Consider the following 24,098-nt stretch of genomic DNA (forward strand, 5'->3'; position numbering starts at 1 on the left):
CGTCCGCCAGGTGAGCAGCCGGCTGCTCCGACCCGCGAGCGGCTCTGCATTCATCGGGGACGGGGGCCGGCCTGCTCTTCGAGTGCTGCACCGCGCTTCTGGGCAGACGCCCGTCGCCGTATCGCACCGGCCAGCCAGAGTCCTGAGACGAGGAGCGCGACAGAGCCGGGTTCCGGCACGTCAAAGGTCTTGAGCTGTTCGAAGGAGGCCGGGTGTGCATGGACGGTGTCGCTGCCGAAATCCATGCGGAAATCGACATAGCTGCCGGGCGTGGCGGCCGAGATGTCCATCAGGAGTTCTGTGAGGTTGCTCGTCTCGGCCGGGTTGAAGCGGTTGAAGGACAGGAAGCCGAGGCGGTCCGAGCGCTTTGCATGGAGCGCCGTGTTGATGCCCGCCAGGCCAGTGCCCAGGGAGAAGACGTCACCATCCACCGTCGTGTACTGGCCGTTCACGAAGACGGCACCGAGGGCGCCCGGGTAGGACTTGAGCGCATCGCCCGACGGGGTGGCGGAGGTCTCGATCAGGTAGTCCACGGTCACGGTCCGCCCTAGCGCGGCAAAGGCAGGCGCGGTGAAGCCCTCGCTGACGCTGTAGACGGTGGCGGACAGGCGCCACTTTTGAAGATCGGCATGGGCCGCACCGCTCAGGCTGCTGAGGACCAGGGTGGCGAGCAGGGTCAGTTTCTTGAATTTCATGGAAGCTTGCGTGCGCGGCAGGTGCCGCAATGGTCTGTCGGTCTTGGAGGGGCCAGCACTGTAGCTGGCGCTTCGTCCATTCGGGCCGGGCGCGGCCGCCGAGCTCCACGGGGGAGGCCCTGCGCGACACCCGCAGCTCGAATGGCTGCCCATTTGAGGAGTTGGGCAGGTGATGGGTCAATCATTCAAAAGGGGGTGGCCTCCGCCCGCGCGGAGGGCATCGTCGATCCGCCTGCGCGCCTCGGTTGAAACGATTGACTGCACCGGAGATGCCGGTACGCCTCCGCTAGCGGCCGTCAGATCTTCGTGGTCGGCCCGCTCGGCGGAAACGCAGGGCCAGTTCGAGAGCGACGACGTCATCGACCAGGTCCGCCGGGCCCTGCAGAACATCAGGGATGCGTTCTTCTAAGGCGGATTTGATCCTCTGAATGGTTGGGTGAATAGTGGGTTATGTGATTGACAGGCGAGAGCGCCTGGTCCGTGGCGCGAGGTTGGGCAGATTGACCGCGCGGTGCCGGGCCGAGGGTGCGGCGAGGCCATGAGCGCCGTGCAGTTGGCGGCGCCGATGGAGGACCACGCCAGGGTGGAGAGCGAGGTGACGGCCGTGCCGGGATGAGGGCGCCTGTCGCCTGCCGTCATGGGGGCACGAGGGGCCAGGCGCTACGACCCGCTCAAGCGGGGGGTGGCTTACAAACCATTACCACTTCCGGTGCGCCGGAGCCGGCCCGGGCGGCAGAATCCGCGGCGACATCAGGCAGCCCCATGCGCGGCCCGGCGTACCCCCGTGGGGGCAGGTCGGGGGCGATGCAGGCTGCTGATCCTTAGCAATCTTGTCCTGGACGGGCTGGTCCTCAGCGTGCCGCAGAGCGCGTGCAGCCCCGCAGCTGACGTTGGGTCGTGCGGTGCAAATCCAGGCGCCTCGGGAGGAATCTCATGCGAATTCATGGCTGGCGCCTGCGCTTTGGCGCGGTCGTCGTGAGTCTGGCCGCCGCCCTGAGCGGCTGCGGTGGTGACTCTTCAACCCCCACGCCCACTCCGGAACCGCCCACCCCGCCGGTCGTGGTGAAGACCGGCTCCGTCAGCGGCTTCATCTACGAAGCCGACACCGGCCTGCCGATCGCGGCTGCCACGGTGCGCAGCGGCACGCTGAGCGCCACCACCGATGCCAAGGGCGCCTTCACGCTGGCCGAGGTGCCGGTGGGCGAGGCGCTGCTGGGCATCAGCCATGCCGGCCACGCCGCTCACCAGGCCAAGGCGCAGGTGCAGCAGGGCGTGGCGAGCACCCTGACGGCCAGCCTGGCCCGCGTGGGGGCCACGGCCAGCGTCAACGCGGCCAGCGGTGGCACGGTCCAGGTGCCGAACTCCCCGGCCCAGGTCACGCTGCCCGCGAACGCCGTGGTGGACGCCAAGGGCGCCGCCTACACCGGCGCCATCGCCGTGGAGATCACGCCCATCGATCCCGCGAGCGATGCGGCCCGCATGCCGGGCGGCTACATGAGCCAGCCCGCCACCGCCGGCGCCACGCCCCAGCCTATGGAGAGCCTGGGCGCCCTGACGGTCGTCCTGCGAGACAGCGCCGGCCAGAACCTGCAACTGGCCAAAGGCGTGAACGCCGTCATCCGCATTCCGCTGGCCACGCGCTCCCCGGACGTGCCCGCCACCATCCCGCTCTTCTACCTGAACGAGGCCACCGGCCTCTGGGTGCAGGAAGGCGAGGCCCGCCTGATGGGCGAAGGCAGCCAGCGCTACTACGAAGGCCAGGTCGGTCACTTCACGACCTGGAACGCGGATCGCGTCTATGACTCCATCCGCGTGCGCGGCTGCGTGCAGGACGACAAGGGCCAGCGCAAGTCCGGCGTCAGCGTGTTCGCCGACGGCGTGGACTACAGCGCCCGTACCACGGCCTACACCGGCAGCAACGGCGACTTCGAGCTGGTGATGCGCCGCGGCAGTGTGGCCACCATCTTTGCCCAGACCGGCGACTGGCTGTCCAACTTCGTGAAGGCCGGCCCATCGACGACGGACATCACCCTGCCCAGCTGCCTGGTGCTCAGCGCCAGCACCGCCGCTCCCGTCATCATTCAGCAGCCGCTGGACGCCAGCAGCTTCGTGGGTTGGCCGGCTCACTTCGCGGTCTACGCGGCCGGAGCCCGTACCCTGAGCTACCAGTGGAGCCGCGACGGCGTGCCCATCGTCGGCGCCACCCAGAGCAGCCTGGACTTCGTGCCCGCAGGTGCGGCAGACGACAACGCCCGCTTCACCGTCAAAGTCAGCAACGACTTCGGCAGCGTCACCAGCACGCCGGCCACCCTGCACCTGACGAGCGCGGCAGCACCGGTGATCTACCAGCAGCCGGCAAGCCAGAAGGCGGCCGTGGGCGCCACCGTCACCTTCCGCGTCAACGCCGAGGCTGGTGGATTCCCCCTGGGCTACCAATGGCAGCAGCTGCGTGCCGGTGCCTGGACCGACATCGCCGGCGCCACCGCCGCCAGCTACACCACGTCCAAGCTCACGGCAGCCGACAACGGCGTCGGTTTCCGCGTCGTGGTGACAGCGAACAAGAAGTCGGTGAACTCCGACACCGCCCTGCTCAGCGTGGCCGTGCCCGTGGCACCGGCCATCACCACGCAGCCGCGTGACATCACCGTCAGCGTGGGCCAGAACGCCTCGCTGTCCGTGGGGGCCGAGGCCAATGAGATTGCCCCGGTGAGTTATCAGTGGCAGCGCAATGGCGTGGACATCGTCGGCGCCACCTCGGCGAGCTACGTCACGCCCGTGCTGGAGCTGAAGGACAGCGGCAGCCGCTTCCAGGTCGTGCTGAGCAACAGCGTGGGCAAGGTCACCAGCAGCAGTGCCACGGTGACGGTCAATGCGGGCAGCTCGGGCGGCTCCGGCTACTACCTGCTGTCCTACGCCGGCCCCTCGGTGAATGCCAGCACCACCTTCGCCGACGGTCCTGAAACCTCGGGTACGCCGGCCCTGGTGGCCGTCAAGGCCGACAACCCCGGGCTGGGCACCAGCACGGTCGAGGCCGGTGGCCAGATGTCCTTCTGGAACCACAGCGTCATCCAGGCCAGCGTGTCGGGTGGCCAGGTGAGCAATGTCCAGCAGCGCTACTACGCCTACTTCAAGGGCAGCCGCCTGTACAAGGTGGACCAGTCCATCGCCAGCGGTGTGCCGGTGCCGGCGCTGCTGTCCAGCCTCAAGAGCAGCGAGGTTTGCGGGCGCTCCAGCGTCACCATGGACCTGGCGATGCTGGATGGCATGGGCAATGACTTCGCCGATCCGTCGCGTTCGTGGATGTTCATGGTCGCACCCGGGCCGGACGGCCGCTGCGACACCAGCGCCGACAACCAGGCCTGGGCCGTGCGCCTCAACATGGATGGTGGCAGCGCCGCCCGCCTGATCGACATGCCCGTGGCGGAGATCCGCAACAACGACGGCAGCCTGGCCGGCTTTGTGCTGCGCAAGGGCACGCAGCTCAGCCGTGTCGACGCCGACCTGGGCTCGCCCACGGCCCTGTTCAAGCTGGGCAGCGCTGACTTCCACAACCTCAGCGCGGGCAACATCGGCTCCTCGGGACCGGGCATCTGGTTGTTCATCGAAGGCGGCAAGCTCTACGGCGTGGACCTGGCCAAGCCCGACAGTGCCAAGCTGCTGGCCACCCTGGCGGCCGACGAAAGCCACCAAGGCACGGTGGTCAGTGACGGCCCCCATGGCTATCTGGCGCTGACCTCCACCAGCGGCACCCGCCTCCTGCACATCACCGACACCCTGGCCGTGGACACCCTGGCCACGCTGGACGTGCAGGCCAGCGACGTGCAGCTGACGCCCAGCCATGTCGTCGTGCAGAGCCTGGGCCTCAGCGGCAAGAAGGGGCAGGTCCTTGGCATCGCCCGCGCGGGCGGCGCCCGCAGCGTCCTTTACACCCTGGCTGCTGGGGAGGCCTTCGGCCAGAGCCAGACCTCCGGCGGCAACGTGTACGTGAACGTGCTGGCCATCGGCCCCAGCCCCTCCGTGCGCACCCTGATCAGCGCCCCCGATGGTGGCTCGCAGCAATGGCTGCCGGGCACCATGGTGGTGGGCTGGATGGGCGCCAAGGTGTGGCCGGCGCGCTCCTGGCTGGGGGGCTCGGCCAGTTGGTCCCTGTTCATGGTCGATGGCGCGGTCGGTCCCTTCAACATGTCCGGCGGCACCCTGCGCAGCGTCCAGGGCGACACCCGCCAGACCCTGGTCACCTATGGCAAGCTGCCCACGGGCCCGATGGCGACCAGCTATGCCTACGTGTTCAACTACGGCCAGGCCAGCCTGCTGCCCGTGTTCAGCGTGGATGGCAGCGGCAGCGGCAGCTTCATCATGGATCTGCTCTACCTCAAGACCGATGCCCCGGGCCTGACGCGCATGACGAACTTCCTGCCCAGCGCGGCCAGCCCGTCCGCCAAGTCCGCGAAGGCGGCAGAGGGCAGTCTCAAGCGGCTCAGCGGCGCGGCGGCCAGATCGGCCGCCCTGTATCGCGCCCAGCGCGCTGCCCGCTGAACACGGCGGGCTCTCCAGCAAAGCGCCCCTCACCGGGGCGCTTTTTTCTTTTGCCGGCCGCTAGGGCAGGGCGGGGATGGTCTCGTCGATGCGCTGGCGGACCTGGGCGGGGACGGTGCGCTTGCAGAGGATGTAGCGGTACTCCTCGGCCGGCACATCGGGGAACTGCACGACCAGGAACTCGCTCATGGGGTAGCCGGCCTCGCCGACGAAGATGCTGGCCTCCTCGGCCGTGGTGATGATGGCATCCGCGCGGTTGCGCTTGAGCATCTGCACCATGGCCGGCACCTCCAGGGACACCTGCTGCACCTGCGCCAGCGGCATGCGGGCAATCAGAGCGTTCATGTAGGCGCCCTGAGAGAAGTTCTGCTTGAGCAGCAGCCTGACCTTCGGGCTCTGGAAGAAGGCCCGAGCCGTGGTGCCGGGCTCCAGCGGGAAGTCGGCCCGCAGCAGGGCGATCAGCGGCTTGTCACGCAGCATGGGCTTGCTGAACCAGAAGTCGGCCTGTCGCTCGGGCGTTGCGTACCAGGCCGGCGAGCAGGCGGGCGTCGCCTCGCTGCGCAGCGCGAGCAGGATGCGGTTGGCGGGCATGCGCACCCATTCGAAGCGCAGGCCGGCACGGCGCAGGATCTGTTCGGTGGTCTCTGCGAAGAGGCCGGTGACACGACCCTGCGCGTCGGTGTAGTGGAAGGGGGGGCGCTCGTAGTAGTAGAGGCGCAGTGGCGCTTCCACTGCGTCCGCTGGGTCAGCCCGGGCGGGCTCCCCATGCAAGGCGGCCAGCAGCGCCAGCGCCCAGGCCACGACAGCTCTCATGCCAATCCCCCGCCTGGATGGCCGGCGGGCGACGGCGTGTCGGTCCGGCTTCCTGGATGCGGACGATCATAGCCAGCGCCGCGGACCGGGAGCAAAGGGTCGCTCCTGGGCCCGGGCGGCCGGAGTCCTGGAGGGCTGAAGGTCTTCGCTCTGGTGCAGAATGGCCCCGTCATCACCAGACGGGGAATGCAGGCATGGCCGGACCTCCTTCGCGCCGCGGGCATCCGGTGCGCGGCCTCGTGAAGCTCACGGCCAGTGCCACGCTGGGCCTGGCCGACTTGGTCGAGGCCGTGCATGCCCGCGTGCTGAATGGCCCCCTGGCTGCCGGCCGCGACGCCCAGGACCGCACGACAGGCCTGACGGGGATGGTCTACCGTGGCATCCGCGGCGTGACGCGCCTCGCGGGAGCGGGCGCCGACGAGTTGCTGGCCCTGCTGGAGCCCGCCCTTGGCCGCGCCCCCGGGCTGCCGCAGAGCGAGGCCTTGGTCTCGGCGCTCAACGGTGTGCTGGGTGACCACCTCGAGCAGAGCCACAACCCCCTGGCCATACCCATGGGCCTGCACCACGGCGGGCGCCCGCTGCTGCTGGAGAAGGCGGCGCTGGCCGCGGCGCTGCCCGAGGCGGGGGATGCGCCATTGCTGCTGATCCACGGCTTGTGCATGAACGAGCAGCAATGGCGGCGCGCCGGCCATGACCATGGCGCCGCGCTGGCCCGGGACCTCGGCTTCACGCCGCTTTACCTGCGCTACAACACCGGCCTGCACATCGCCCGCAACGGCCAGGCCCTGGCAGACTTGCTGGAAGACCTGGTGGCGCAATGGCCCGGCGTTTTGCGCAGCCTGACCCTGCTGGGCCACAGCATGGGCGGTCTGCTGGCGCGCAGTGCGCTGCATTACGGGGCCGCTGCCGGTCATCGCTGGCCCGCGCTCGTGGACGATCTGCTCTTCCTGGGCACGCCGCACCATGGCGCGCCGCTGGAGCGCCTGGGGCACTGGTTCGAGCTGCTCCTGGACCAGACGCCCTATGCCACGCCCTTTGCGCGCCTGGGCCGGGTGCGCAGCGAAGGCATCACTGACCTGCGTCATGGCAGCCTTCTTGAGCAGGACTGGCAGGGGCGCGACCGCTTCAGTGCGGAGCGGGCCGCGCCCATGCACCTGCCGCTGCCCGCGCAGGTGCGCTGCTACACCATCGCCGGCAGCATCGGTGCGCGGCGCGACGACCTCAAGGACCGCCTGCTGGGCGACGGCCTGGTCCCGCTGGACAGCGCGCTGGGCCGGCATGCCGATCCGCTGCGCACCCTGGCCTTTGCACCCGAGCGGCAGTGGATCGGCTACGGCCTGGGGCACCTGGCCCTGCTGGGCGATCCGGCGGTGTATGCGCAGTTGCTGCAGTGGCTGCGGCCCTGGCGGACGAGCCCTCCGGCTTGATGCGGGCCACCTCCGGGGTCAGGTCTTGCCTACCGTTTCCAGGAAGGCCTGGCGCAAGGCCGGGGCCGAGTCCTGCCGCCAGGCCGCGAACACGCGGCTGCGCTCCATGGTCTCCGCCAGCGGCTTGAACACGGCGCCCTGGATGCCGGCGTCCCGGAAGGCCGCCGGCACGATGGACACCCCCAGCCCCCGCGCCACCAGGGACACCACCGACAGCCAGTGCCGCCCCTCGTGCTGCAGGCGCGGGTAGAAGCCCTGCTGGCGGCACATCTCGACGATCCGGGCGTGGTAGTCCGGCGAGCCGCGGCGGGAGAAGAGGATGAAGGGCTGGTCGCTCAAGGACGCCAGAGCCACGCGGCGCTTGCCCGCGGCCGCATGCGAGGCGGGGAGGCAGGCGAGGAAGGGCTCGTCGTACAGCGGCTCGCAGGCGAGGGCAGGGGGCAGGCGGTCGGTGTGGAGCAGGGCCAGGTCCAGCTCCTCCTGCAGCAAGGCCTGGATCTGGTCCTGCGAGTTCAGCTCGATCACCACCACCTCCACCCGGGGATGGGAGTCCTGGAAGGTGGCTAGCCAGTCGGGCAGGCCATGGAAGACCGTGGAGCCCACGAAACCCAGGCGCAGGCGGCCGACCTCGCCGGCCTGCACCTCGCGGGCCTGGGCGCAGGCCTCCTCGAAGCGGCCCAGCAGGGCCTGCGCACTGGCGCGAAAGCTCTCACCGGCGGGGGTGAGGCGCACGCCCTTGCTGTCGCGGTCCAGGAGCCGCGCACCCACGGCCGACTCCAGCTGCTGCAGCGCCACGGACAGCGGCGGTTGCGACATCGCCAGGCGCTGTGCCGCGCGCCCGAAGTGCAGCTCCTCGGCCAGGGCCAGGAAGTAGCGCAGATGGCGCAGTTCCACGCGGGAGAGGGCGGCGGTCGCCAGTGAGCTTGCCATATTTTATGCCTATCGTTGAATGGCTTATTCGTATTGGACACGAATCGTCTCACAAGGAATACTTGTCGCCCATCAAGGTGCAGCAAAGCCGCCCCGCAGCGATCGAGACAAGACTGGACAGGAGATCATCATGGCCACCAAGGCAAGCTTCCACTGGGACGACCCCCTGCTGCTGGACCAGCAGCTGACGGCCGACGAGCGCGCCGTGCGCGACGCCGCCCGCGACTACTGCAGCGAGCGGCTGATGCCTCGCGTGCTGGAGGCCTTCCGCCATGAGCAGACGGACCCGGCCATCTTCCGCGAGATGGGCGCCCTGGGCCTGCTGGGCCCCACCATTCCCGAGGCCTACGGCGGCGCCGGCCTCAACTACGTCTGCTACGGCCTGGTGGCGCGCGAGGTGGAGCGCGTGGACTCCGGCTACCGCTCCATGATGAGCGTGCAGAGCTCGCTAGTGATGGTGCCCATCCACGAGTTCGGCAACGAAGCCACCAAGCAGAAATACCTGCCCAGGCTGGCCACCGGCGAATGGATCGGCTGCTTCGGCCTGACCGAGCCCAATCACGGCTCCGACCCCGGCTCCATGATCACCCGGGCCAAGAAGGTGCCGGGTGGCTACAGCTTGACCGGATCGAAGATGTGGATCACCAACAGCCCCATCGCCGACGTGTTCGTGGTCTGGGCCAAGGACGATGAAGGCGCCATCCGCGGCTTCGTGCTGGAGAAGGGCTGGAAGGGCCTCAGCGCCCCGGCCATTCACGGCAAGGTGGGCCTGCGTGCCTCTATCACCGGCGAGATCGTGATGGACGAGGTCTTCTGCCCCGAGGAGAACGCCTTCCCCGAGGTGCGCGGCCTGAAGGGGCCCTTCACCTGCCTCAACAGCGCCCGCTACGGCATCGCCTGGGGTGCCCTGGGTGCGGCCGAGTTCTGCTGGCACATGGCGCGCCAGTACACGATGGACCGCAAGCAGTTCGGCAAGCCCCTGGCGGCCAACCAGCTGGTGCAGAAAAAGTTGGCCGACATGCAGACCGAGATCACCCTGGCCCTGCAGGGCTGCCTGCGTCTGGGCCGCATGAAGGACGAGGGGACGGCGGCGGTGGAGATCACCTCCATCATGAAGCGCAACAGCTGTGGCAAGAGCCTGGACATCGCCCGCACGGCGCGCGACATGCTGGGCGGCAACGGCATCTCCGATGAGTTCGGCATTGCCCGCCATCTGGTGAATCTGGAGGTGGTCAACACTTACGAGGGCACGCACGACATTCACGCCCTCATCCTGGGCCGCGCACAGACGGGCATCGCCGCGTTCTGACCTCGCCGGATGGCGCTTGCCGGGGCTGCAGCCCCGGTTTACCGTACCTCAGACCTGCGCCCAATGGCGGCGGAGATGGGCGCCCACGCCCTGTGCGCGGTGCTGGCAAGGGATGGGCGTGACGGGCTGCCAACCGCCTCAGAGAGGGGTGTCGCGGCAGCCGCTCGCCCGTGAATTTGTCACCGGATGGCCTTAAGGGTTTTCTAGAATTCACGCAGCTTCAAGTTGAGGGTGCGGGATGCGCAAGGGACTGTTTTCATTGGTGGCCGCCGTCGTGGCGGCGGGCAGCGGCCTGGTCGGGTGTGGCGGTGGTGTCTCGTCACGGGAGGACGTGCCTGTGCTGCCGCGGTCGCAGATGGCGGCGGACGCAGAGTCCGTGGAGGCCGCCGAGGTCCTGACCAACCCGCCGCGGCTGCTGCTTCGCCTGCGCCCTTCGGCGCTCAAGACCCAGGCCATGCGCATGTCCCAGGAAGCCCTGGGGCGGCTCAATGCACAAGGTGGGCAGCGCATAGAGTGGGTGCGGCATGCGGCCCTGGACACGCTGGTCGTCTCCGCCCCCGAAGTGCGCACGAAGGCCGGACTCCGCCAACTGGCTCAGAAGCTGAGCCAGCTGCGGGACGTGGAGTTCGCAGAGCCAGAGCATCGGGCCCAGATTGCCGCCACCGCCAATGACCCGGGCTTCGGTCAACAGTGGTATTTGGCGGAACCCGAGCGCGTTGCCGGCGGCATCAACGCCGTGGGGGCTTGGGACCTCACCCGCGGAAGCGAGTCTGTCGTGGTGGCCGTGGTGGACACCGGCGTGCTGGATCACCAGGACATCCGCAGCCGTCTGCTGCCGGGCTATGACTTCATCGCGGACACCCGGGCCTCGAATGATGGCGGCGGCCGTGATGCCGATGCCCGCGACGCGGGGGACTACATCACCACCGCCGAAGCCGCCAGCTACGGACGCACCTCGGCGCTGTCCAGCTCCTGGCACGGCACGCATGTGGCGGGCATCATTGCCGCCCAGGCCAACAATGGCCAAGGCATAGCCGGCATCGCCTCTGCCGTCCGCGTGTTGCCGGTGCGCGTCCTTGGCAAGGGCGGCGGCTCCGGGGCGGACATCGCCGATGGCATCGTCTGGGCCGCCGGCGGCGCCGTGCCGGGCGTGCCCGCCAATCCCTATCCGGCCCGGATCATCAACCTGAGCCTGGGCGGTTCCGGCGCTTGTCCCCGCACCTATCAGAACGCGATCGACTTTGCGCGCTCGCAAGGGGCCGTGGTGGTCGTGGCGGCGGGCAATAGCGCAGTCCCGGCATCGAGCTTCGCGCCGGCCAACTGCGCCGGCGTGATCACGGTCGGCGCCACGGGCAAGAGCGGGGCCCAGGCGTCCTATTCGAACTATGGGTCGGGGGTCACGATTTCGGCCCCGGGGGGCGACGATGATGGCCTCATCCTCTCCCTCGGTGACGGCGGCAGCACCACGCCCAGGAACGACGGCACCACGCTGTACTTGGCCGGCACCAGCATGGCCGCGCCGGTGGTGTCAGCGACCGCGGCCCTGATGCTGTCGCTGAACCCGGCGCTGGGGCCAGATCAGGTCAAGCAGGTCCTGACCAACACCGTCAGTGCCTTCAAGCGGGGCACGGGCCGCGACTGTTCGCTGAGCCAGTGCGGGGCCGGGCAGGTCAATGCACTGTCCGCAGTGCGTGCAGTGGCTGCGGGCGAGGTGGGGGCCTCGCTCGCGGTGCCGCAGTCAGGCTGGTGGTGGAACGCGGGTGAGGGCGGCCGGGGCTATGCCATCGAGATCCGCAACGGCGGCCTGTTCATGGCCGGCTTCCTCTACGAACGCAGCGGCGACCCCACCTGGTTCGTCGTCAACGGGCCGATGAGCGATGCCCGCAGCTTCTCCGGCCAGATGCTGCGCTATGAGGCGGGCCAGACCCTGACTGGCAGCTACAAGTCCCCGAACTACCTCGGCGAAGTGGGCGCCATCCGGATCGAGTTCAGCAGCGCCACGGCCGGGCGCATCTTCTGGCCTGACGGCAGCAGCACCACCATTCAGCGCTATGACATCGTTACCGGCGGCTCGCGTCTGCCACAGGGCGGCTTCGCGCCCGAGGCCGGCTGGTGGTGGAACGCCTCGGAGGGCGGGCGCGGCTTTGCCCTGGAAGTGCAGGGCGACCAGATCTTCATGGGCGGCTTCATGTATGACAGCAGCGGCCATCCCACCTGGTACGTGACGGGCGGCAAGATGAAGAGCGCGACTAGCTATGAGGGCAACTGGCTGGCCTACCGCGGAGGTCAGGCCATCGGGCAGCCCTACCAGGCGCCTTCCCTGGTCCCTGTTCCACAGTCCACGGTGCGCCTGAACTTCTCCGACGCCCGTAATGCCCAGCTCACGCTGCCGGATGGGCGGCAGCTGGCGTTGAGTCGCTACCTGGGCTTCGGAACGGACACGCCCCTGCTGGGCGAGCCCGAGGGTGTTCGCATGCTCAAGCCGGTGCTGGGGGACTGGCTTTTCCAGTACAGCATCCTCACGTCCTGGACGGAGGACCTCACCTTCTCGCAGATCATCTCGGGTGTTTCAGACGAGTTCGAGTACTTCGCGCAAGGCTTGGACAAATACGACAGCCTCACGCTCGCTACCTACAGCAGCAGCGCCAAGTCCTACTACATCTACACGCTGAATCCGAGCTGGTCGACCTACGACAGCTTCTACGAGTTCCGCTGGAACGGCCCAGGCAGCATGGCCACCGGCTGCTACTACCTGGTCTACCGCTCGACCAAGGATCTCTCCTCTTGTCACGCGCTCACCGGGATGCGGCTTCGCAGTGGCGGCGTGCAGTCGCGGCCGCCCGGCCTGAGCGAGGGCCAGCTGGCGCAGGCGCTGCAGATGCGCCTGGCGGAAGTGCAGAGCCTCGGTATGCAGGGGCCGAAAGCTGCGCAGGCCTTTGGGCAGCTCCGTCGGCGCGCCATGGGTGCTGCGATCCAGGACGCTCCCGGCGACATCGCTCGCAAGCTGGGTGACAGGGCGCAGCTGATGCAGCTTCAGCCCTGAGTACCGTCGAGACCGAGAACCGGGCCGCTGTGCGCATCGCGCTGCCGCTGAGCGGGATGGTATGTTCGCGGGCATGAGTCCACGTATCGCATTCATAGGTGCAGGGCGGCTGGCGCAAAGCCTGGCGCCCGTGCTGGCGGAGCAGGGCGAGTCGCTGACGGCCATTGCCAGCCGTGATCCGGCTGCCGCCCAAAGGCTTGCCGACCAACTGCCAGGGGTCCATGCCTTGCCTGCTGCCGACTGCCTGGCCGTCGCGGACATCGTCTTCCTGAGCACGCCTGACGATGCCATCGCTGCATTGACCGCGAGCCTGCCCTGGCGGCGTGGGCAGGCTGCTGTGCACTGCAGTGGCGCCACAGGACTGGACGCGTTGGACGCGGCTCGGCGCGCGGGCGCCATGGTCGGGGGCTTCCATCCCTTGCAGATCTTCTCCGATCCCCGGACGGCCCGCGAGCGCCTGAAGGGCTCAGTGGTGGCCATCGAAACGCCGGACGCGCCGCTGGGTGAGCAGCTGCATCGTCTGGCCGGGCGCCTGGGCTTGCGTCCGCTGGCCCTGGGCGGCGGACAGCGGGCGGCCTACCACGCCGCAGCCAATATCGCTGCCAGTGGCGTGCTGGCGATGCTCAGCGAGGCCGTCAGCCTCTTCGAGCAGCTCGGGTTGGCGCCAGACCAGGCGCTGGCTGCGCTGATGCCCCTGTCCCGCGGCGCCCTGGATGCCGCGACGCAACGTGGCCTCGCCGGCGCCATCGCCGGCCCGGTGGCTCGGGGCGACGCCCGGGTCCTTGCCGCCCATCTGCAGGTGATGGCGTCGCGCGGCGAGGACGCCCTGCAGCTCTACCGCTGGCTCTGTCAGCGTCAGCTGGATCTGCTGGCTGACAGCGGGCGGCCCGACACGGCGGCGCGCGCAGCGCTGGGTGCCTTGCTGGCGCGGCCGGCTGTCGGGGAGTCGGAGCATTCCGCCTCGGCCGGCAAGACCTGACCCCTGGTGCCCCCATCCTCCGGATTTGCGTCTGGCTCCTTCGGTGCCGCAGCAGGTCGCTCGGGTCACCTGGGATGGCCCGGCGCTGCCTACACTGCGAACCCGAAAAACAGGGACCCGGCAGGGGCCGGATCTGAGGAACGATCGATGAGCAAGAACAAGAGTGGCTGCGGCGGGCGCCGCAGCCTGGGCGTCGGTGCGGCGTGCCTGGCGACGTGCGGGTTGGCGATGAACGCGCTGGCGGAGGTGCCCAATGCGGCAGTGCCCGCGACCGCGGCCTCCGCGGTGCCCGAGCTGGTGCTGGCGCCGGTGGCGGTGCAGGGCAAGCGCGCGCCGGATCCCGCCATCATGCCCGCCAAGTTCATCTACCTCATCGACGGTGTGGCCCGCAAGCATGCGAGCGAACTGATCCGGCTGGACTTCAAGGCTCATGCCAGCAAGCAGAAGCTGCCGGCACCCGGCACCCGGCTGGTGGTGGAGCTGGACAACGAGGAGGAACTGCCCGTGGGCATGGCCGAAGACGGCACGCTGAGCCTGCCGCCGCTGACGCCCGCGCAGTCCGAGACCGCCAAGCTCATCCCCAATCAGCCCAAGGGCAGCATGGGCCTGCGCCTCAGCCTGGAGGTGATTCCCAAGGTGGGCAGCCTGACGCCGGAGCAGGTGGGCCGCGCGGACGCGCAGCTGCGCAGTCTGGTGGGCGACATCAAGGGTCTGCTGCCCTGGGCCTTCCGCTGGATGCTGCCGGGCGTGTCCGGTGTGGCCCTGTGCCAGCCGGCTGGCGAGGTGCCGGCGGTCTGGGCCTCGTCCAGCGGCACGCGTCGCATCACCTTTCTCTACGAGAGCAAGGACAGGAAGCAGAGCTGCGCAGTGCTGGACCCCGCCGGACTGCCCGCCGATGCGCGGCTGCAGGCCCCGGCTGGGGCGACCCTGGGGCCGTGGATCAACGGCCTGACGGGCACCAAGAGCCGCTGAAGCGAGGCGGGTCGGGCGGCCTCAGCGCGTGTGCGAGGTCAGCCTGGCCAGAGGTGCCGCCACGCCCACGCCGGGCGCGGCCCGGCGGGCGCCGGCATCGTGCGGCTGCTCCAGGGCGGCCTTGTCGTCGTCGTCCATCAGCTGCATGGCCTCGGGATTGCGGCGCAGGGCCACGCCCACCGCCAGGATGTCGATCACCAGCAGGTGCAGGATGCGGCTCACCATGGGGAGGTGGGTGCTGACGTCCTCGACGTGGTCGATGATCAGCGCGGCATCGGCCTTGCGAGCCAGTGGGGACTGGCTCGCGGTGATGGCGATCACCGTGGCGCCGCGGGCATGGGCGCGCTCCACCACTTCCATCAACTGGGGCAGGCGGCCCGAACTGCTGATGACCACGGCGACATCGCCCGGCCGCAGCACATCGGCGGCCAGTTGCTGCAGGCGCGGGTCGGTGTAGGCCGCGCAGGAGACGCCGAAGCGCAGGAATTTGAACTGGGCGTCCTGGGCCACCACGCCGTAGTGGCCGGCGGCATAGAACTCGATGCGACCGGCCTGCAGCAGCAGCTGGATGGCGCGATCGATCATTTCGCGGTTGAGCTGGCTGCGCACCTGCAGGATGGCCGAGGCGGTGTTGCCCAGCACCTTGGCGCCCAGCTCCACCATGGAGTCGTCCATGTTCACCTGGGTGTGGGTGACAGGCACGGTGCCCGTGAGGCCGGAGGCCAGGCGCAGCTTGAAGTCCGACAGGCCCTCGCAACCCAGGGAGCGGCAGAAGCGGATCACCGTGGGCTGGCTGACCTGGGCCGCGCGGGCGATGTCCGCGATGGGCGCGTTGAGCACGTCGCGCGGGTGGGCCAGCACATGCTCGGCCACGCGCAGCTCCGCCGGCGAGAGCTCGCTGCGGGCACGCCTGATCTGGCCCAGGATGGCCGCGCCGGCGCTGCTCTGCAGGCTCTTGAGCTGCGCCTCCAGGATGGCCGAGGCGCCCTTGAAGGTGGCGTTCTCCGCCGTGATCACATAGGTAGGGATGCCCGCCACGTAGCTGCTGAAGCGGCCCTTGTCCTCGAAGCGGCTGCGGAAAGGTGAGCGGGCGAAGTACTCGCCCAGGCGCGGCACGATGCCGCCGCCGATGTAGATGCCGCCCAGCGCGCCCAGGGTGACCGCCAGATTGGCCGCCGCCGTGCCTAACAGGGCGCAGAACACTTCCAGGGCCTCGGCGCAGACGGCGTCGCGGCCATCCAGGGCGGCCTGGGTGATGTCAGGGGCGCTGAGGGGCTTGGCGGCCTCGCCGGCGCGGTCGGCCAGGGCGCGGTAGATCAGCTCCAGGCCGGGGCCGGAGACCAGGCGCTCGAAGGAGACGTGGTCGAACTGCCGCCAGGCAAAGCGCAGGATGGCCAGTTCGCGCTCGTCACGCGGGGCGAAGCTGGTGTGGCCACCTTCGGAGCCCAGGGAGATCCAGGCATCGCCCGCCGGGATCAGGCCGGACACGCCCAGGCCCGAACCCGAGCCCAGCACCCCGACCACGCTCTGGCGCCGGGCCTCGCCGCCGCCGATCTGGTTCAGCTCGCCCGGCCCCAGGCGCGGGATGGCCATGGCCAGGGCGGTGAAGTCGTTCACCACCACCAGGGTGTCCAGGCCCAGGCGCTGGCGCATCTCCTCGATGGAGAACTGCCAGTGGTAGTTGGTCATGCGGACCTGGTCGCCCTCCACCGGGTTGGCGATGGCAATGGCGGCATGCTCGATGTGGGCGCCGCCCAGCCCGTCCAGATAGGCCGAGACGGCGGCGTGGAAGTCGGTGTAGTCGGCGCAGCGCAGCGAGGCGCTGCGGCTGAACTCGCCTGGGCTGCTTTCCAGGGCGAAACGCGCGTAGGTGCCGCCGATGTCGGCGATCAATCGGGGGCTGTCGAAGGAGCTCATGGGATGGGTCAGGGTGTAACGCAACTACAGCGCCCGGACATCAGTACATGCCCAGGGCCGGGGCGGGAGCCGGGACCGGGGTGGCCCCGGCAGCGCCTGCGTTGACCCTATTGTGGGACGAAACCTTGACGGATCAGGGACTTGCCCGGGATTTCTTCACCAATGCCTGCGCAGGACCTGGTCGGTGCTGGCGTCTGCCAGCGGGGCGGGGCTTGCGATAGCTTGTCAGGTGAATGTAGTTTTGCTACCTTTCGCCGCATATGATTCGCTTGTAAAACTACAGGCGCCACGGCAAGCCGACCTGCGGCCTGCCGAGTGAGGAAAGAACATCCATGCAAGACAGTTTGACAGGGCACCTGCCATCGGGTCCGCCGGTGCCGGTACCGCAGCGTGCGCAGCGCCTCCTTGGCCGGTGGCGGCGGGAGAGGTGCGCATGAGTGGCCTGCAGGCGCAGTATCCCTGGCTCGTGGCTGATGTTGGTGGCAGCAACGCCCGCTTCGGCTGGGTGTCGGGCCCTGGTTCACCGGTGGCATCGCTGCGCAGCTATGCCGTCCAGGACTTCCCTGGCCTGGAGGAGGCAGCCCGACACTATTTGCAGGACCTGGCTGCCGAGCTGCAGGCCCAGGGGCGCCCCTGCCCGGCGCCCCGTCATGGCGCCGTCGCGGTGGCCACGGCCATCGCGGGCGACGAGGTGGTGCTGACGAACAGCCGTTGGCGCTTTTCCCGCCAGGCCCTGCAGGCGGCGCTACAGCTGCAGAGCCTGCGGGTGCTGAACGATTTCGAGGCCCTGGCGCTGTCACTGCCGCGTCTGCGCGGGGACCAGCTGCGCGCCTGGGGCGGGCAAGCGCCCACGGCCGCCGGCTGCCTGGCGGTGATCGGGCCGGGTACCGGGCTGGGTGTCGCGGCCGTGGTGCAGACGGGGCAGGGCTGGCTGGCCTTGCCGGGGGAGGGCGGGCACGCCACCCTGGCGCCGGCCGACGACTTCGAGAGCGCGCTGCTGGCGCATGTGCGGGCTCGCCATGTGCATGTCTCGGCTGAGCGCCTGCTCTCCGGCATCGGCCTGCCGAGCTTGCATGAGGCTGTGTGCGCCGTGCTGGGTGGCCAGGCTTCGCCGGCGGTGCTGACGCCTGAGCTGATTCTGGAGCGCGGCCTCTCGGGCCAGGATCCTCTGTGCGCACGGACGCTGGACAGCTTCTGCGCCATGCTGGGCGGCTTTGCCGGCAGCGTGGCTCTGACCCTGGGGGCCCGCGGCGGCGTCTATGTGGGCGGCGGCATCGTGCCGCGCCTGGGCGACTACTTCTTCCAATCCCGCTTCCGTGAGCGTTTCGAGGCCAAAGGGCGCTTTCAGCCCTACCTGGCCGGCATTCCCACGGCGCTGATCACCGACACCCTGGCCGCCATGGGTGGCGTGGCGCTGGCCATCGAACAATCGCTGTCGCTGAATCGCGGTTCATGAGCTGATTGGTTGTAGTTGGCCTACAAGCCGGTGCGAGAAGTCACAGGGCGTTGAGCCATTTGAGAGTGCAAAACTGAGTGAATACCCTTGCTTTTGCCAGAAATTTCGATGTTTTTTGGCATCGAATGGCGTTGATAAGGGTTTTCTTCGTGTTGTGTGTGAATCTAGTTTTAGTACAGAATTGTTTCAGTGACAGGGTTCCATGGCGCCGCAGCCCCAGCCGTCCTGAGGGGCGCGGCAGCAGTTGTTCCAAGAGCTACAGGAGACAAGGATGAAGACAGTGCAAGTCCATCGCGACACCTTTCGTTTGAACCCCATCGTGGCGGGTTGCGCGCTGCTGATGTTGGCAGCGGGCGCCCAGGCACAGCAGGCGCCGAACGACAACAAGCTCGATACCGTCACCGTGACGGGCATCCGCAAGGGCATCGAGGACGCGATCTCCGTCAAGAAGAACGCCACGTCGGTGGTGGAGTCCATCTCCGCTGAAGACATCGGCAAGCTGCCCGACATCAGCATCGCCGAGTCCATCGCACGCCTGCCCGGCTTGGCCGCCCAGCGCGTCAACGGCCAGGCGCAGCAGATCAGCATCCGCGGCACGGCTCCGGACCTGTCCTCCGCCCTGCTGAATGGCCGCGAGCAGGTCAGCACCAGCGGTGACCGCTACGTCGAGTACGACCAGTACCCCTCCGAACTGATCAGCGCCGTCACCGTCTACAAGACCGGCGACGCCTCCCTGGTCGGCCAAGGCCTTGCCGGCACCGTCAACCTGCAGACCGTCAAGCCCTTGAACTTCGGCAAGCGCACGGTGGCTTTCAACGTGCGTGGCGAGAAGAACTCCAATGGTGCGATCTCCGACGGCGCGCCCTCCACGGGCAATCGCGTCAGCGCTTCCTACATCGACCAGTTCGCCGACAAGACCCTGGGCCTGGCCGTGGGTTTCGCCCACAGCGACCACCCGGTCAGCCGCTACCAGTTCGAGACTTGGAACTGGGTCAAGAACGGTGGCAACCTGAGTGGTGCCGGCGTGGCCAACAAGGACGCGCTCTATCCCCAGGGCTTCAAGGGCCTGTACTACACCGGCCGCGAGAAGCGTGACGGCGTGATGGGCGTGCTGGAATACCGTCCGAGCACCAGCTTCAGCTCGACCCTGGACGTCTACCACTCCAAGTTCTCGTACGACGAGACCCGTCGCGGCATGGAGGTGCCTTTCGAGAACTGGTCGGGCGCCAACTTCAACTCGACCACCATCACCAACGGCCTGGCCCTGTCGGGCACCGTGCAGGCCACCCCGGTGGTGCGCAACAACATCCTGTCGCGCGAGGACAAGCTCAGCGCCATCGGCTGGAACAACAAGTGGGTGCTCGACAAGTGGACCGCGGTGCTGGACCTGAGCCACTCCACCGCCGATCACGATGAGACCCTGATCGAGATGAACTCGGGCCTGGGCGCCGACACCATCAGCTACGACTACACCGGTCCGGTGCCGACCCTCAAGTTCGGCAAGGCCTACGACAGCAATGCTGCGGTCAAGCTGGGCGGCCCCTTCGGCAACGGCTACGTCAACGTGCCGAGCTTCCGCGACAAGCTGGACGCCGTGCGCCTGGACTTCAGCCGTGACTTCGACGCCGGCATCATCACCAGCATCGACTTCGGCCTGAACTACTCGCGCCGCGAGAAGAGCCGCCAGCACCTGGAGACCGGCTTCAAGGCGCTGAAGTCCGACTTCGCCAGCGCCGACCTGCTGTCGCCCACCGACCTGTCGCGCGTCGGCCTGCCCGCCATCCTGGCCTGGGACATCGACAAGGTGCTGGCCAGCAACTTCGGTCCCTACACGGCCGCAGTGCTGAATCCCTGGGGCGCCACCAAGAACTGGGCGATCAAGGAGAACGTGAGCACGGTCTACGCCAAGGCCAATATCGAGACCGAGCTGCTGGGTCGCCCGGTGCGCGGCAACGTCGGCCTGCAGGTGGTCAACACCGACCAGAGCTCGACCTCCAACACCCTGCTGCAGTGGCCGCTGGCCTCCCTGGTGCCGGTGCAGGATGGCAAGAAGTACACCGACGTGCTGCCCACCCTGAACCTGTCCTGGAGCCTGCCTGACCAGCAGCAGCTGCGCTTCGGCGCGGGCCAGGCCATCGCCCGCCCCAAGCTGGATGACCTGAACGCCTCCTTCCAGGTGGGCCTGTCCGCCGGCAACACCGGCACGCCCAGCGGCAGTGGCGGCAATCCCAGGCTGGATCCCTGGAAGTCCGACTACCTGGACCTGTCCTGGGAGAAGTACTTTGGCAGCAAGGGCTATGTGGCCGTGGCCGGCTTCTACAAGCGCCTGAAGTCCTACATCTACAACGTCACCACGCCCTACGACTTCAAGGACTATCCGCTGACCGGCACCGCCCCCGACGGCACGCCGATCAAGCCCAGCACCACCATCGGCACCATCACCCATCCGGAGAACGGGCAGGGCGGTTCGCTGCGTGGCCTGGAGTTCTCGCTGTCAGTGCCGCTGGAGATGGTCAGCCCCTCGCTGAAGGGCTTTGGCGTGCAGGGCAACCTCTCGCTGACGGACAGCTCCATCAACGTCAGGGATTCGCGCTTCGGTGACCAGAACCTGCCGCTGCCGGGCCTGTCCAAGAGTGTGCTGAACCTGACGGCCTACTACGAGAACAATGGCTACTCCCTGCGTGTGAGCCAGCGTCACCGCTCCAACTTCCTGGGCTCCATCGGCGGCCCCGGCGGCACCAGCGAGAAGACCTTCATCAAGGCGGACACCGTGGTGGACCTGCAACTGGGCTACGAGATCCAGGAAGGCTCCTACAAGGGCCTGTCCTTCCTGCTGCAGGTGAACAACCTGACGAACTCGGCCTTCCAGACCTTCTCTGGCAGCGAGGAGCGCTACCGTGGCTGGGAGAAGTACGGTCGCCAGACCCTGCTGGGCGTGAACTACAAGCTCTGAACTCGCTCTTCAATCACCAATGCCTTTTGCAGCGGCCGGGGAAACCCGGCCGCTTTTTTTCGTGCCCTCGCAGCCACCCGGTGGGGCGTTGCGGGCTTGCAGTTCGGCGGCGGGTGCGTAGCATGCGCGGAAATTTGCATGAGGAGCTGCCATGCCCGAGACTGGTACCGTTCATCTTCAGCGCATCCTGCGCGCCCCGCCCGAGCGGGTCTATCGCGCCTTCCTCGATGCAGCCGCCTTGTGCAAATGGCTGCCGCCGCACGGTTTCACCTGCACCGTCCATGAGCTGGACGCCCGTGTGGGTGGGCGCTTTCGCATGTCCTTCACGAACTTCGGCAGCGGCAACAGCCACAGCTTTCGCGGCGAGTACCTTGAACTGGTGCCCTCCACGCTGATCCGCCACACGGATCAGTTCGATGACCCGAACCTGCCAGGCGTGCTGACCGTCACCATCCGCCTGCGCCAGGTCTTCTGCGGCACCGAGCTGGACGTGGTACAGGAAGGCATTCCCGCCGTGATCCCCAGGGAGGCCTGCCTGATGGGCTGGCAGGAGTCCCTGCTGCTGCTGGCCCAGTTGGTGGAGCCGGAGATCCCGGGCTGACGCCGTCTGGCTCGCCCTGCGCACAGCCGTGCGCACCGTAAAGACCCGGTGGCCGGCGGCTTGACGACGGCCTACAAAGGCGACTTCCCTTTCGGAGAATGACATGCCGCTCCTGCCTGCCCGTTTGATGTCCGGACTTCATGCCCGCCTGCTCCTGGCCCTGGCGGCCAACATCTTGCTGCAGGCCTGCCAACCCGCGGGCCAGTCGCCGGCCACCAGTGCGGGGGCTGACAAGCCCGCCGCTGCCGCCTCCGGTGCCGTGCAGCCCAGCTTGGCCAGCTATCACGACAACAGCGGCAGCGAGGACGCCTTGACCGGCGGCGTGCGCCTGATTCCCATCACCACGCCCAAGGGCACGTTCAAGGTTTGGACCAAGCGCGTGGGCCACAACCCGCGCATCAAGGTGCTGCTGCTGCACGGCGGCCCTGGCGCCACGCACGAGTACTTCGAGGCCTTCGACAGCTACTTTCCCGGCGAGGGCATCGAGTACTACTACTACGACCAGTTGGGCTCCGCCTACAGCGACCAGCCCAAGGACGGCAGCCTGTGGGAGCTGGACCGCTTCGTGGACGAGGTCGAGCAGGTCCGCCAGGCCCTGAAGCTGGACAAGGACAACTTCTACCTCCTGGGCCACTCCTGGGGCGGCATGCTGGCCATCGAGTACGCGCTGAAGCACCAGCAGCACCTCAAGGGCCTGGTGATCTCCAACATGATGGCCAGCATCCCCGAGTACGTGCGCTACGCCGAGACCACGCTGATGCCCGCCATGGACCAGCAGGCCCTCAAGGAGATCCTCAAGCTCGAGGCGAAGAAGGACTATGACAACCCGCGCTACATGCAGCTGCTGATCCCGCACTACTACGTGCACCACATCCTGCGCATGCCACCGGACCAGTGGCCGGACCCGGCGAAGCGCGGCTTTGACAAGATCAACCGCGAGGTCTACGTGCCCATGCAGGGCCCCAGCGAGATGAGCTCCAGCGGCAAGCTGGCGCAGTGGGACCGGATGGCCGACCTCGGCAAGATCACCGTGCCCACACTGACCATAGGCGGCCAGCACGACACCATGGACCCCAAGCACATGGAGAAGATGGCCGCCTTGATGCCCAAGGGCCGCTATCTGCACTGCGCCCAGGGCTCGCACATGTCCATGTATGACGATCAGAAGACCTGGTTCCAGGGGCTGATCCGCTTCGTCAGGGACGTGGACCAGGGCCCCGGAAAATGAAGGCGATGAAGGTACTGGCCGTCGCCGGCAGTCTGCGTCGGGCCTCGATCAACGCGGCGTTCTGCCGTGCTCTGGTGCAGTTGGGGCCGGGGCGGGTGATTGCCAGCGAGCACCCGGGGCGCCTGCCCTTGTTCAATCCGGATCTCGAAGCCGAGCCACCCGCCGCCGTGGGGGACTGGCGCGCGGCGGTGCAGGCCGCGGACGTGCTGCTGCTCGCCAGCCCCGAGTACGCCCATGGCATCTCCGGCGTGATGAAGAACGCCCTGGACTGGCTGGTGAGCTTTGAGGGCTTCGTGGACAAGCCGGTGGCCCTGGTCAACACCTCGCCCCGTGCCCATCATGCTTACGAGAGCCTGCAGGAGGTGCTGCGAACAATGAATGCGCGGCTGCTGCGCCAGTCCAGCATCAGCCTGCCCCTGCTGGGCGGCTGCGTGACGGAGACCGCCATGGTGGCCGATGCCTCCGTGCGCGCCGCGATGCAGGGCCTGCTGCGCACGCTGGACGCGGAGCTCACCGGCATGGCGGATGTCGGCCCCAGCGTACAGTGGTGAGCTCCTTCAACAGGAGCTGCTGCGATGCCATCCCTGCAAAGACGACGCTGGCTGGGCGGCCTGTCCGTTTCCGCCCTGATGACGATAGTGCTGCAGCCAGCCGCCCTGGCCCAGACCGGCACCGGCTGGCTGCTGCTGGGCCTGGGCACTGCGGCGGAGCGGCCCTACCGGTCCTGTGCCCTGACCCTGCGCGGCATGCCGGCGAAGGGGGGCGGGAAGGTGGCCCAGGTCCTGCACTATCCCTCAGAGCCCGGCTGGGGAGGCAAGACCTGGCCCTGGCGAACGCCCCAGGGCCAGGGCGAGCTGATGCTTCTGGCCCTGCCGGCGGGGGACTACGAGCTGGAGGATTTCGAGCTGGTCCAGCAATCTGGCGACACGGCCCGCGTGGACCGCTCGCTGCGCCCGTTGCAGGTCCGGCTGCGGATCCAGGCGGGCGCCATCATCTATGCGGGCCACTACGAGGCCCTGGATCGCGGCGCCGCCTCGTCGAAGCAAGGGCCGCAGGGCGTGCTGGTGTTGAGCGACCGCAGTCAGACCGTGCAGGCCCAGTTGGCGGCCGAGGACATCCCGGCCCTGCGCGCTGGCACCCTGCGACGGCAGCTGCCGGACCCGGCGCTGCTCAGGCACCCGCAACTGATGCACGCGCCCGGTGAGCGCTGAACAACGTTGTCAGGACAGGAGAGAAGGC

16 protein-coding genes are annotated in these 24,098 nt (G+C 68.3%); 12 read left to right on the forward strand and 4 right to left on the reverse strand.

All coding sequences use genetic code 11. The features are described from left to right. Nucleotides 1-50 precede the first annotated feature (50 nt). Entirely contained in the window at nucleotides 51-695 is a 645-nt protein-coding gene (locus tag H5407_RS02495; protein WP_183102828.1) for a PEP-CTERM sorting domain-containing protein, read from the reverse strand. Between the two features lie 933 nt (nucleotides 696-1,628). On the opposite strand from H5407_RS02495, the gene H5407_RS02500 reads away from it, so the two are divergent. Further along, nucleotides 1,629-5,231, forward strand: coding sequence for a carboxypeptidase regulatory-like domain-containing protein (locus H5407_RS02500; protein ID WP_183102829.1), 3,603 nt, complete (start codon nucleotides 1,629-1,631; stop codon nucleotides 5,229-5,231). 60 nt (nucleotides 5,232-5,291) lie between these two features. On the opposite strand, the gene H5407_RS02505 is transcribed toward H5407_RS02500, so the two are convergent. Next, a complete protein-coding gene (locus H5407_RS02505) occupies nucleotides 5,292-6,044 on the reverse strand; it encodes an ABC transporter substrate-binding protein (RefSeq protein ID WP_183102830.1) in 753 nt (250 codons plus the stop codon). Nucleotides 6,045-6,238: 194 nt separating this feature from the next. Here H5407_RS02505 and H5407_RS02510 point away from each other — a divergent pair, with 194 nt between their 5' ends. Then, nucleotides 6,239-7,471: a triacylglycerol lipase gene (locus tag H5407_RS02510; protein WP_183102831.1), complete on the forward strand. Its 1,233-nt coding sequence runs from the start codon at nucleotides 6,239-6,241 to the stop codon at nucleotides 7,469-7,471. Between the two features lie 18 nt (nucleotides 7,472-7,489). Here the strand turns inward: H5407_RS02510 and H5407_RS02515 are convergent, their stop codons facing one another. Further along, nucleotides 7,490-8,401, reverse strand: a complete 912-nt coding sequence (locus H5407_RS02515) for a LysR family transcriptional regulator (RefSeq protein ID WP_220800425.1) — start codon at nucleotides 8,399-8,401, stop codon at nucleotides 7,490-7,492. A gap of 130 nt (nucleotides 8,402-8,531) precedes the next feature. Here H5407_RS02515 and H5407_RS02520 point away from each other — a divergent pair, with 130 nt between their 5' ends. The 4 genes from H5407_RS02520 (at nucleotide 8,532) to H5407_RS02535 (ending at nucleotide 14,704) form a co-directional block, all read left to right on the forward strand. Further along, the gene (locus tag H5407_RS02520) at nucleotides 8,532-9,710 is read left to right on the forward strand and encodes an acyl-CoA dehydrogenase (protein ID WP_183102832.1); all 1,179 of its coding nucleotides are present in this window, start codon (nucleotides 8,532-8,534) and stop codon (nucleotides 9,708-9,710) included. Nucleotides 9,711-9,948: 238 nt separating this feature from the next. After that, complete coding sequence (locus H5407_RS02525; RefSeq protein ID WP_183102833.1) at nucleotides 9,949-12,753, forward strand: S8 family peptidase; 2,805 nt, start codon at nucleotides 9,949-9,951, stop codon at nucleotides 12,751-12,753. A 73-nt stretch (nucleotides 12,754-12,826) separates the two neighbouring features. Next, on the forward strand, nucleotides 12,827-13,732 hold the full coding sequence (locus tag H5407_RS02530; protein ID WP_183102834.1) for a Rossmann-like and DUF2520 domain-containing protein: 906 nt from the start codon (nucleotides 12,827-12,829) through the stop codon (nucleotides 13,730-13,732). 147 nt (nucleotides 13,733-13,879) lie between these two features. Continuing rightward, nucleotides 13,880-14,704, forward strand: coding sequence for a hypothetical protein (locus tag H5407_RS02535; protein WP_183102835.1), 825 nt, complete (start codon nucleotides 13,880-13,882; stop codon nucleotides 14,702-14,704). Nucleotides 14,705-14,725: 21 nt separating this feature from the next. Here the strand turns inward: H5407_RS02535 and H5407_RS02540 are convergent, their stop codons facing one another. Then, the gene (locus tag H5407_RS02540; RefSeq protein ID WP_183102836.1) at nucleotides 14,726-16,621 is read right to left on the reverse strand and encodes a glucokinase; all 1,896 of its coding nucleotides are present in this window, start codon (nucleotides 16,619-16,621) and stop codon (nucleotides 14,726-14,728) included. A gap of 433 nt (nucleotides 16,622-17,054) precedes the next feature. Here H5407_RS02540 and glk point away from each other — a divergent pair, with 433 nt between their 5' ends. From glk to H5407_RS02570, 6 genes are all read left to right on the forward strand, one after another. Further along, nucleotides 17,055-18,077, forward strand: coding sequence for a glucokinase (gene glk / locus H5407_RS02545; protein WP_183102837.1), 1,023 nt, complete (start codon nucleotides 17,055-17,057; stop codon nucleotides 18,075-18,077). Between the two features lie 271 nt (nucleotides 18,078-18,348). Further along, nucleotides 18,349-21,030, forward strand: coding sequence for a TonB-dependent receptor (locus H5407_RS02550; RefSeq protein WP_183102838.1), 2,682 nt, complete (start codon nucleotides 18,349-18,351; stop codon nucleotides 21,028-21,030). A 151-nt stretch (nucleotides 21,031-21,181) separates the two neighbouring features. Further along, complete coding sequence (locus H5407_RS02555) at nucleotides 21,182-21,631, forward strand: SRPBCC family protein (protein WP_183102839.1); 450 nt, start codon at nucleotides 21,182-21,184, stop codon at nucleotides 21,629-21,631. A gap of 103 nt (nucleotides 21,632-21,734) precedes the next feature. Then, entirely contained in the window at nucleotides 21,735-22,859 is a 1,125-nt protein-coding gene (locus H5407_RS02560) for a proline iminopeptidase-family hydrolase (RefSeq protein WP_220800426.1), read from the forward strand. A gap of 5 nt (nucleotides 22,860-22,864) precedes the next feature. Then, complete coding sequence (locus tag H5407_RS02565; protein ID WP_183102840.1) at nucleotides 22,865-23,410, forward strand: NADPH-dependent FMN reductase; 546 nt, start codon at nucleotides 22,865-22,867, stop codon at nucleotides 23,408-23,410. A gap of 24 nt (nucleotides 23,411-23,434) precedes the next feature. Next, nucleotides 23,435-24,070 carry a hypothetical protein gene (locus tag H5407_RS02570; RefSeq protein ID WP_183102841.1) on the forward strand — a complete coding sequence of 212 codons (636 nt, stop codon included), beginning with the start codon at nucleotides 23,435-23,437 and terminating at the stop codon, nucleotides 24,068-24,070. Nucleotides 24,071-24,098 lie beyond the last annotated feature (28 nt).

Source organism: Mitsuaria sp. WAJ17 (assembly GCF_014174515.1).
GTDB lineage: Bacteria > Pseudomonadota > Gammaproteobacteria > Burkholderiales > Burkholderiaceae_C > Roseateles_B.

Coding starts and splice junctions, on each gene's coding strand:
- H5407_RS02570 (WP_183102841.1), top strand. CDS start 23,435: ATGCCATCCCTGCAAAGACGACGCTGGCTGGGCGGCCTGTCCGTTTCC.
- H5407_RS02495 (WP_183102828.1), bottom strand. CDS start 695: ATGAAATTCAAGAAACTGACCCTGCTCGCCACCCTGGTCCTCAGCAGC.
- H5407_RS02550 (WP_183102838.1), top strand. CDS start 18,349: ATGAAGACAGTGCAAGTCCATCGCGACACCTTTCGTTTGAACCCCATC.
- H5407_RS02530 (WP_183102834.1), top strand. CDS start 12,827: ATGAGTCCACGTATCGCATTCATAGGTGCAGGGCGGCTGGCGCAAAGC.
- glk (WP_183102837.1), top strand. CDS start 17,055: ATGAGTGGCCTGCAGGCGCAGTATCCCTGGCTCGTGGCTGATGTTGGT.
- H5407_RS02560 (WP_220800426.1), top strand. CDS start 21,735: ATGCCGCTCCTGCCTGCCCGTTTGATGTCCGGACTTCATGCCCGCCTG.
- H5407_RS02555 (WP_183102839.1), top strand. CDS start 21,182: ATGCCCGAGACTGGTACCGTTCATCTTCAGCGCATCCTGCGCGCCCCG.
- H5407_RS02525 (WP_183102833.1), top strand. CDS start 9,949: ATGCGCAAGGGACTGTTTTCATTGGTGGCCGCCGTCGTGGCGGCGGGC.
- H5407_RS02505 (WP_183102830.1), bottom strand. CDS start 6,044: ATGAGAGCTGTCGTGGCCTGGGCGCTGGCGCTGCTGGCCGCCTTGCAT.
- H5407_RS02520 (WP_183102832.1), top strand. CDS start 8,532: ATGGCCACCAAGGCAAGCTTCCACTGGGACGACCCCCTGCTGCTGGAC.
- H5407_RS02540 (WP_183102836.1), bottom strand. CDS start 16,621: ATGAGCTCCTTCGACAGCCCCCGATTGATCGCCGACATCGGCGGCACC.
- H5407_RS02515 (WP_220800425.1), bottom strand. CDS start 8,401: ATGGCAAGCTCACTGGCGACCGCCGCCCTCTCCCGCGTGGAACTGCGC.
- H5407_RS02535 (WP_183102835.1), top strand. CDS start 13,880: ATGAGCAAGAACAAGAGTGGCTGCGGCGGGCGCCGCAGCCTGGGCGTC.
- H5407_RS02510 (WP_183102831.1), top strand. CDS start 6,239: ATGGCCGGACCTCCTTCGCGCCGCGGGCATCCGGTGCGCGGCCTCGTG.
- H5407_RS02565 (WP_183102840.1), top strand. CDS start 22,865: ATGAAGGTACTGGCCGTCGCCGGCAGTCTGCGTCGGGCCTCGATCAAC.
- H5407_RS02500 (WP_183102829.1), top strand. CDS start 1,629: ATGCGAATTCATGGCTGGCGCCTGCGCTTTGGCGCGGTCGTCGTGAGT.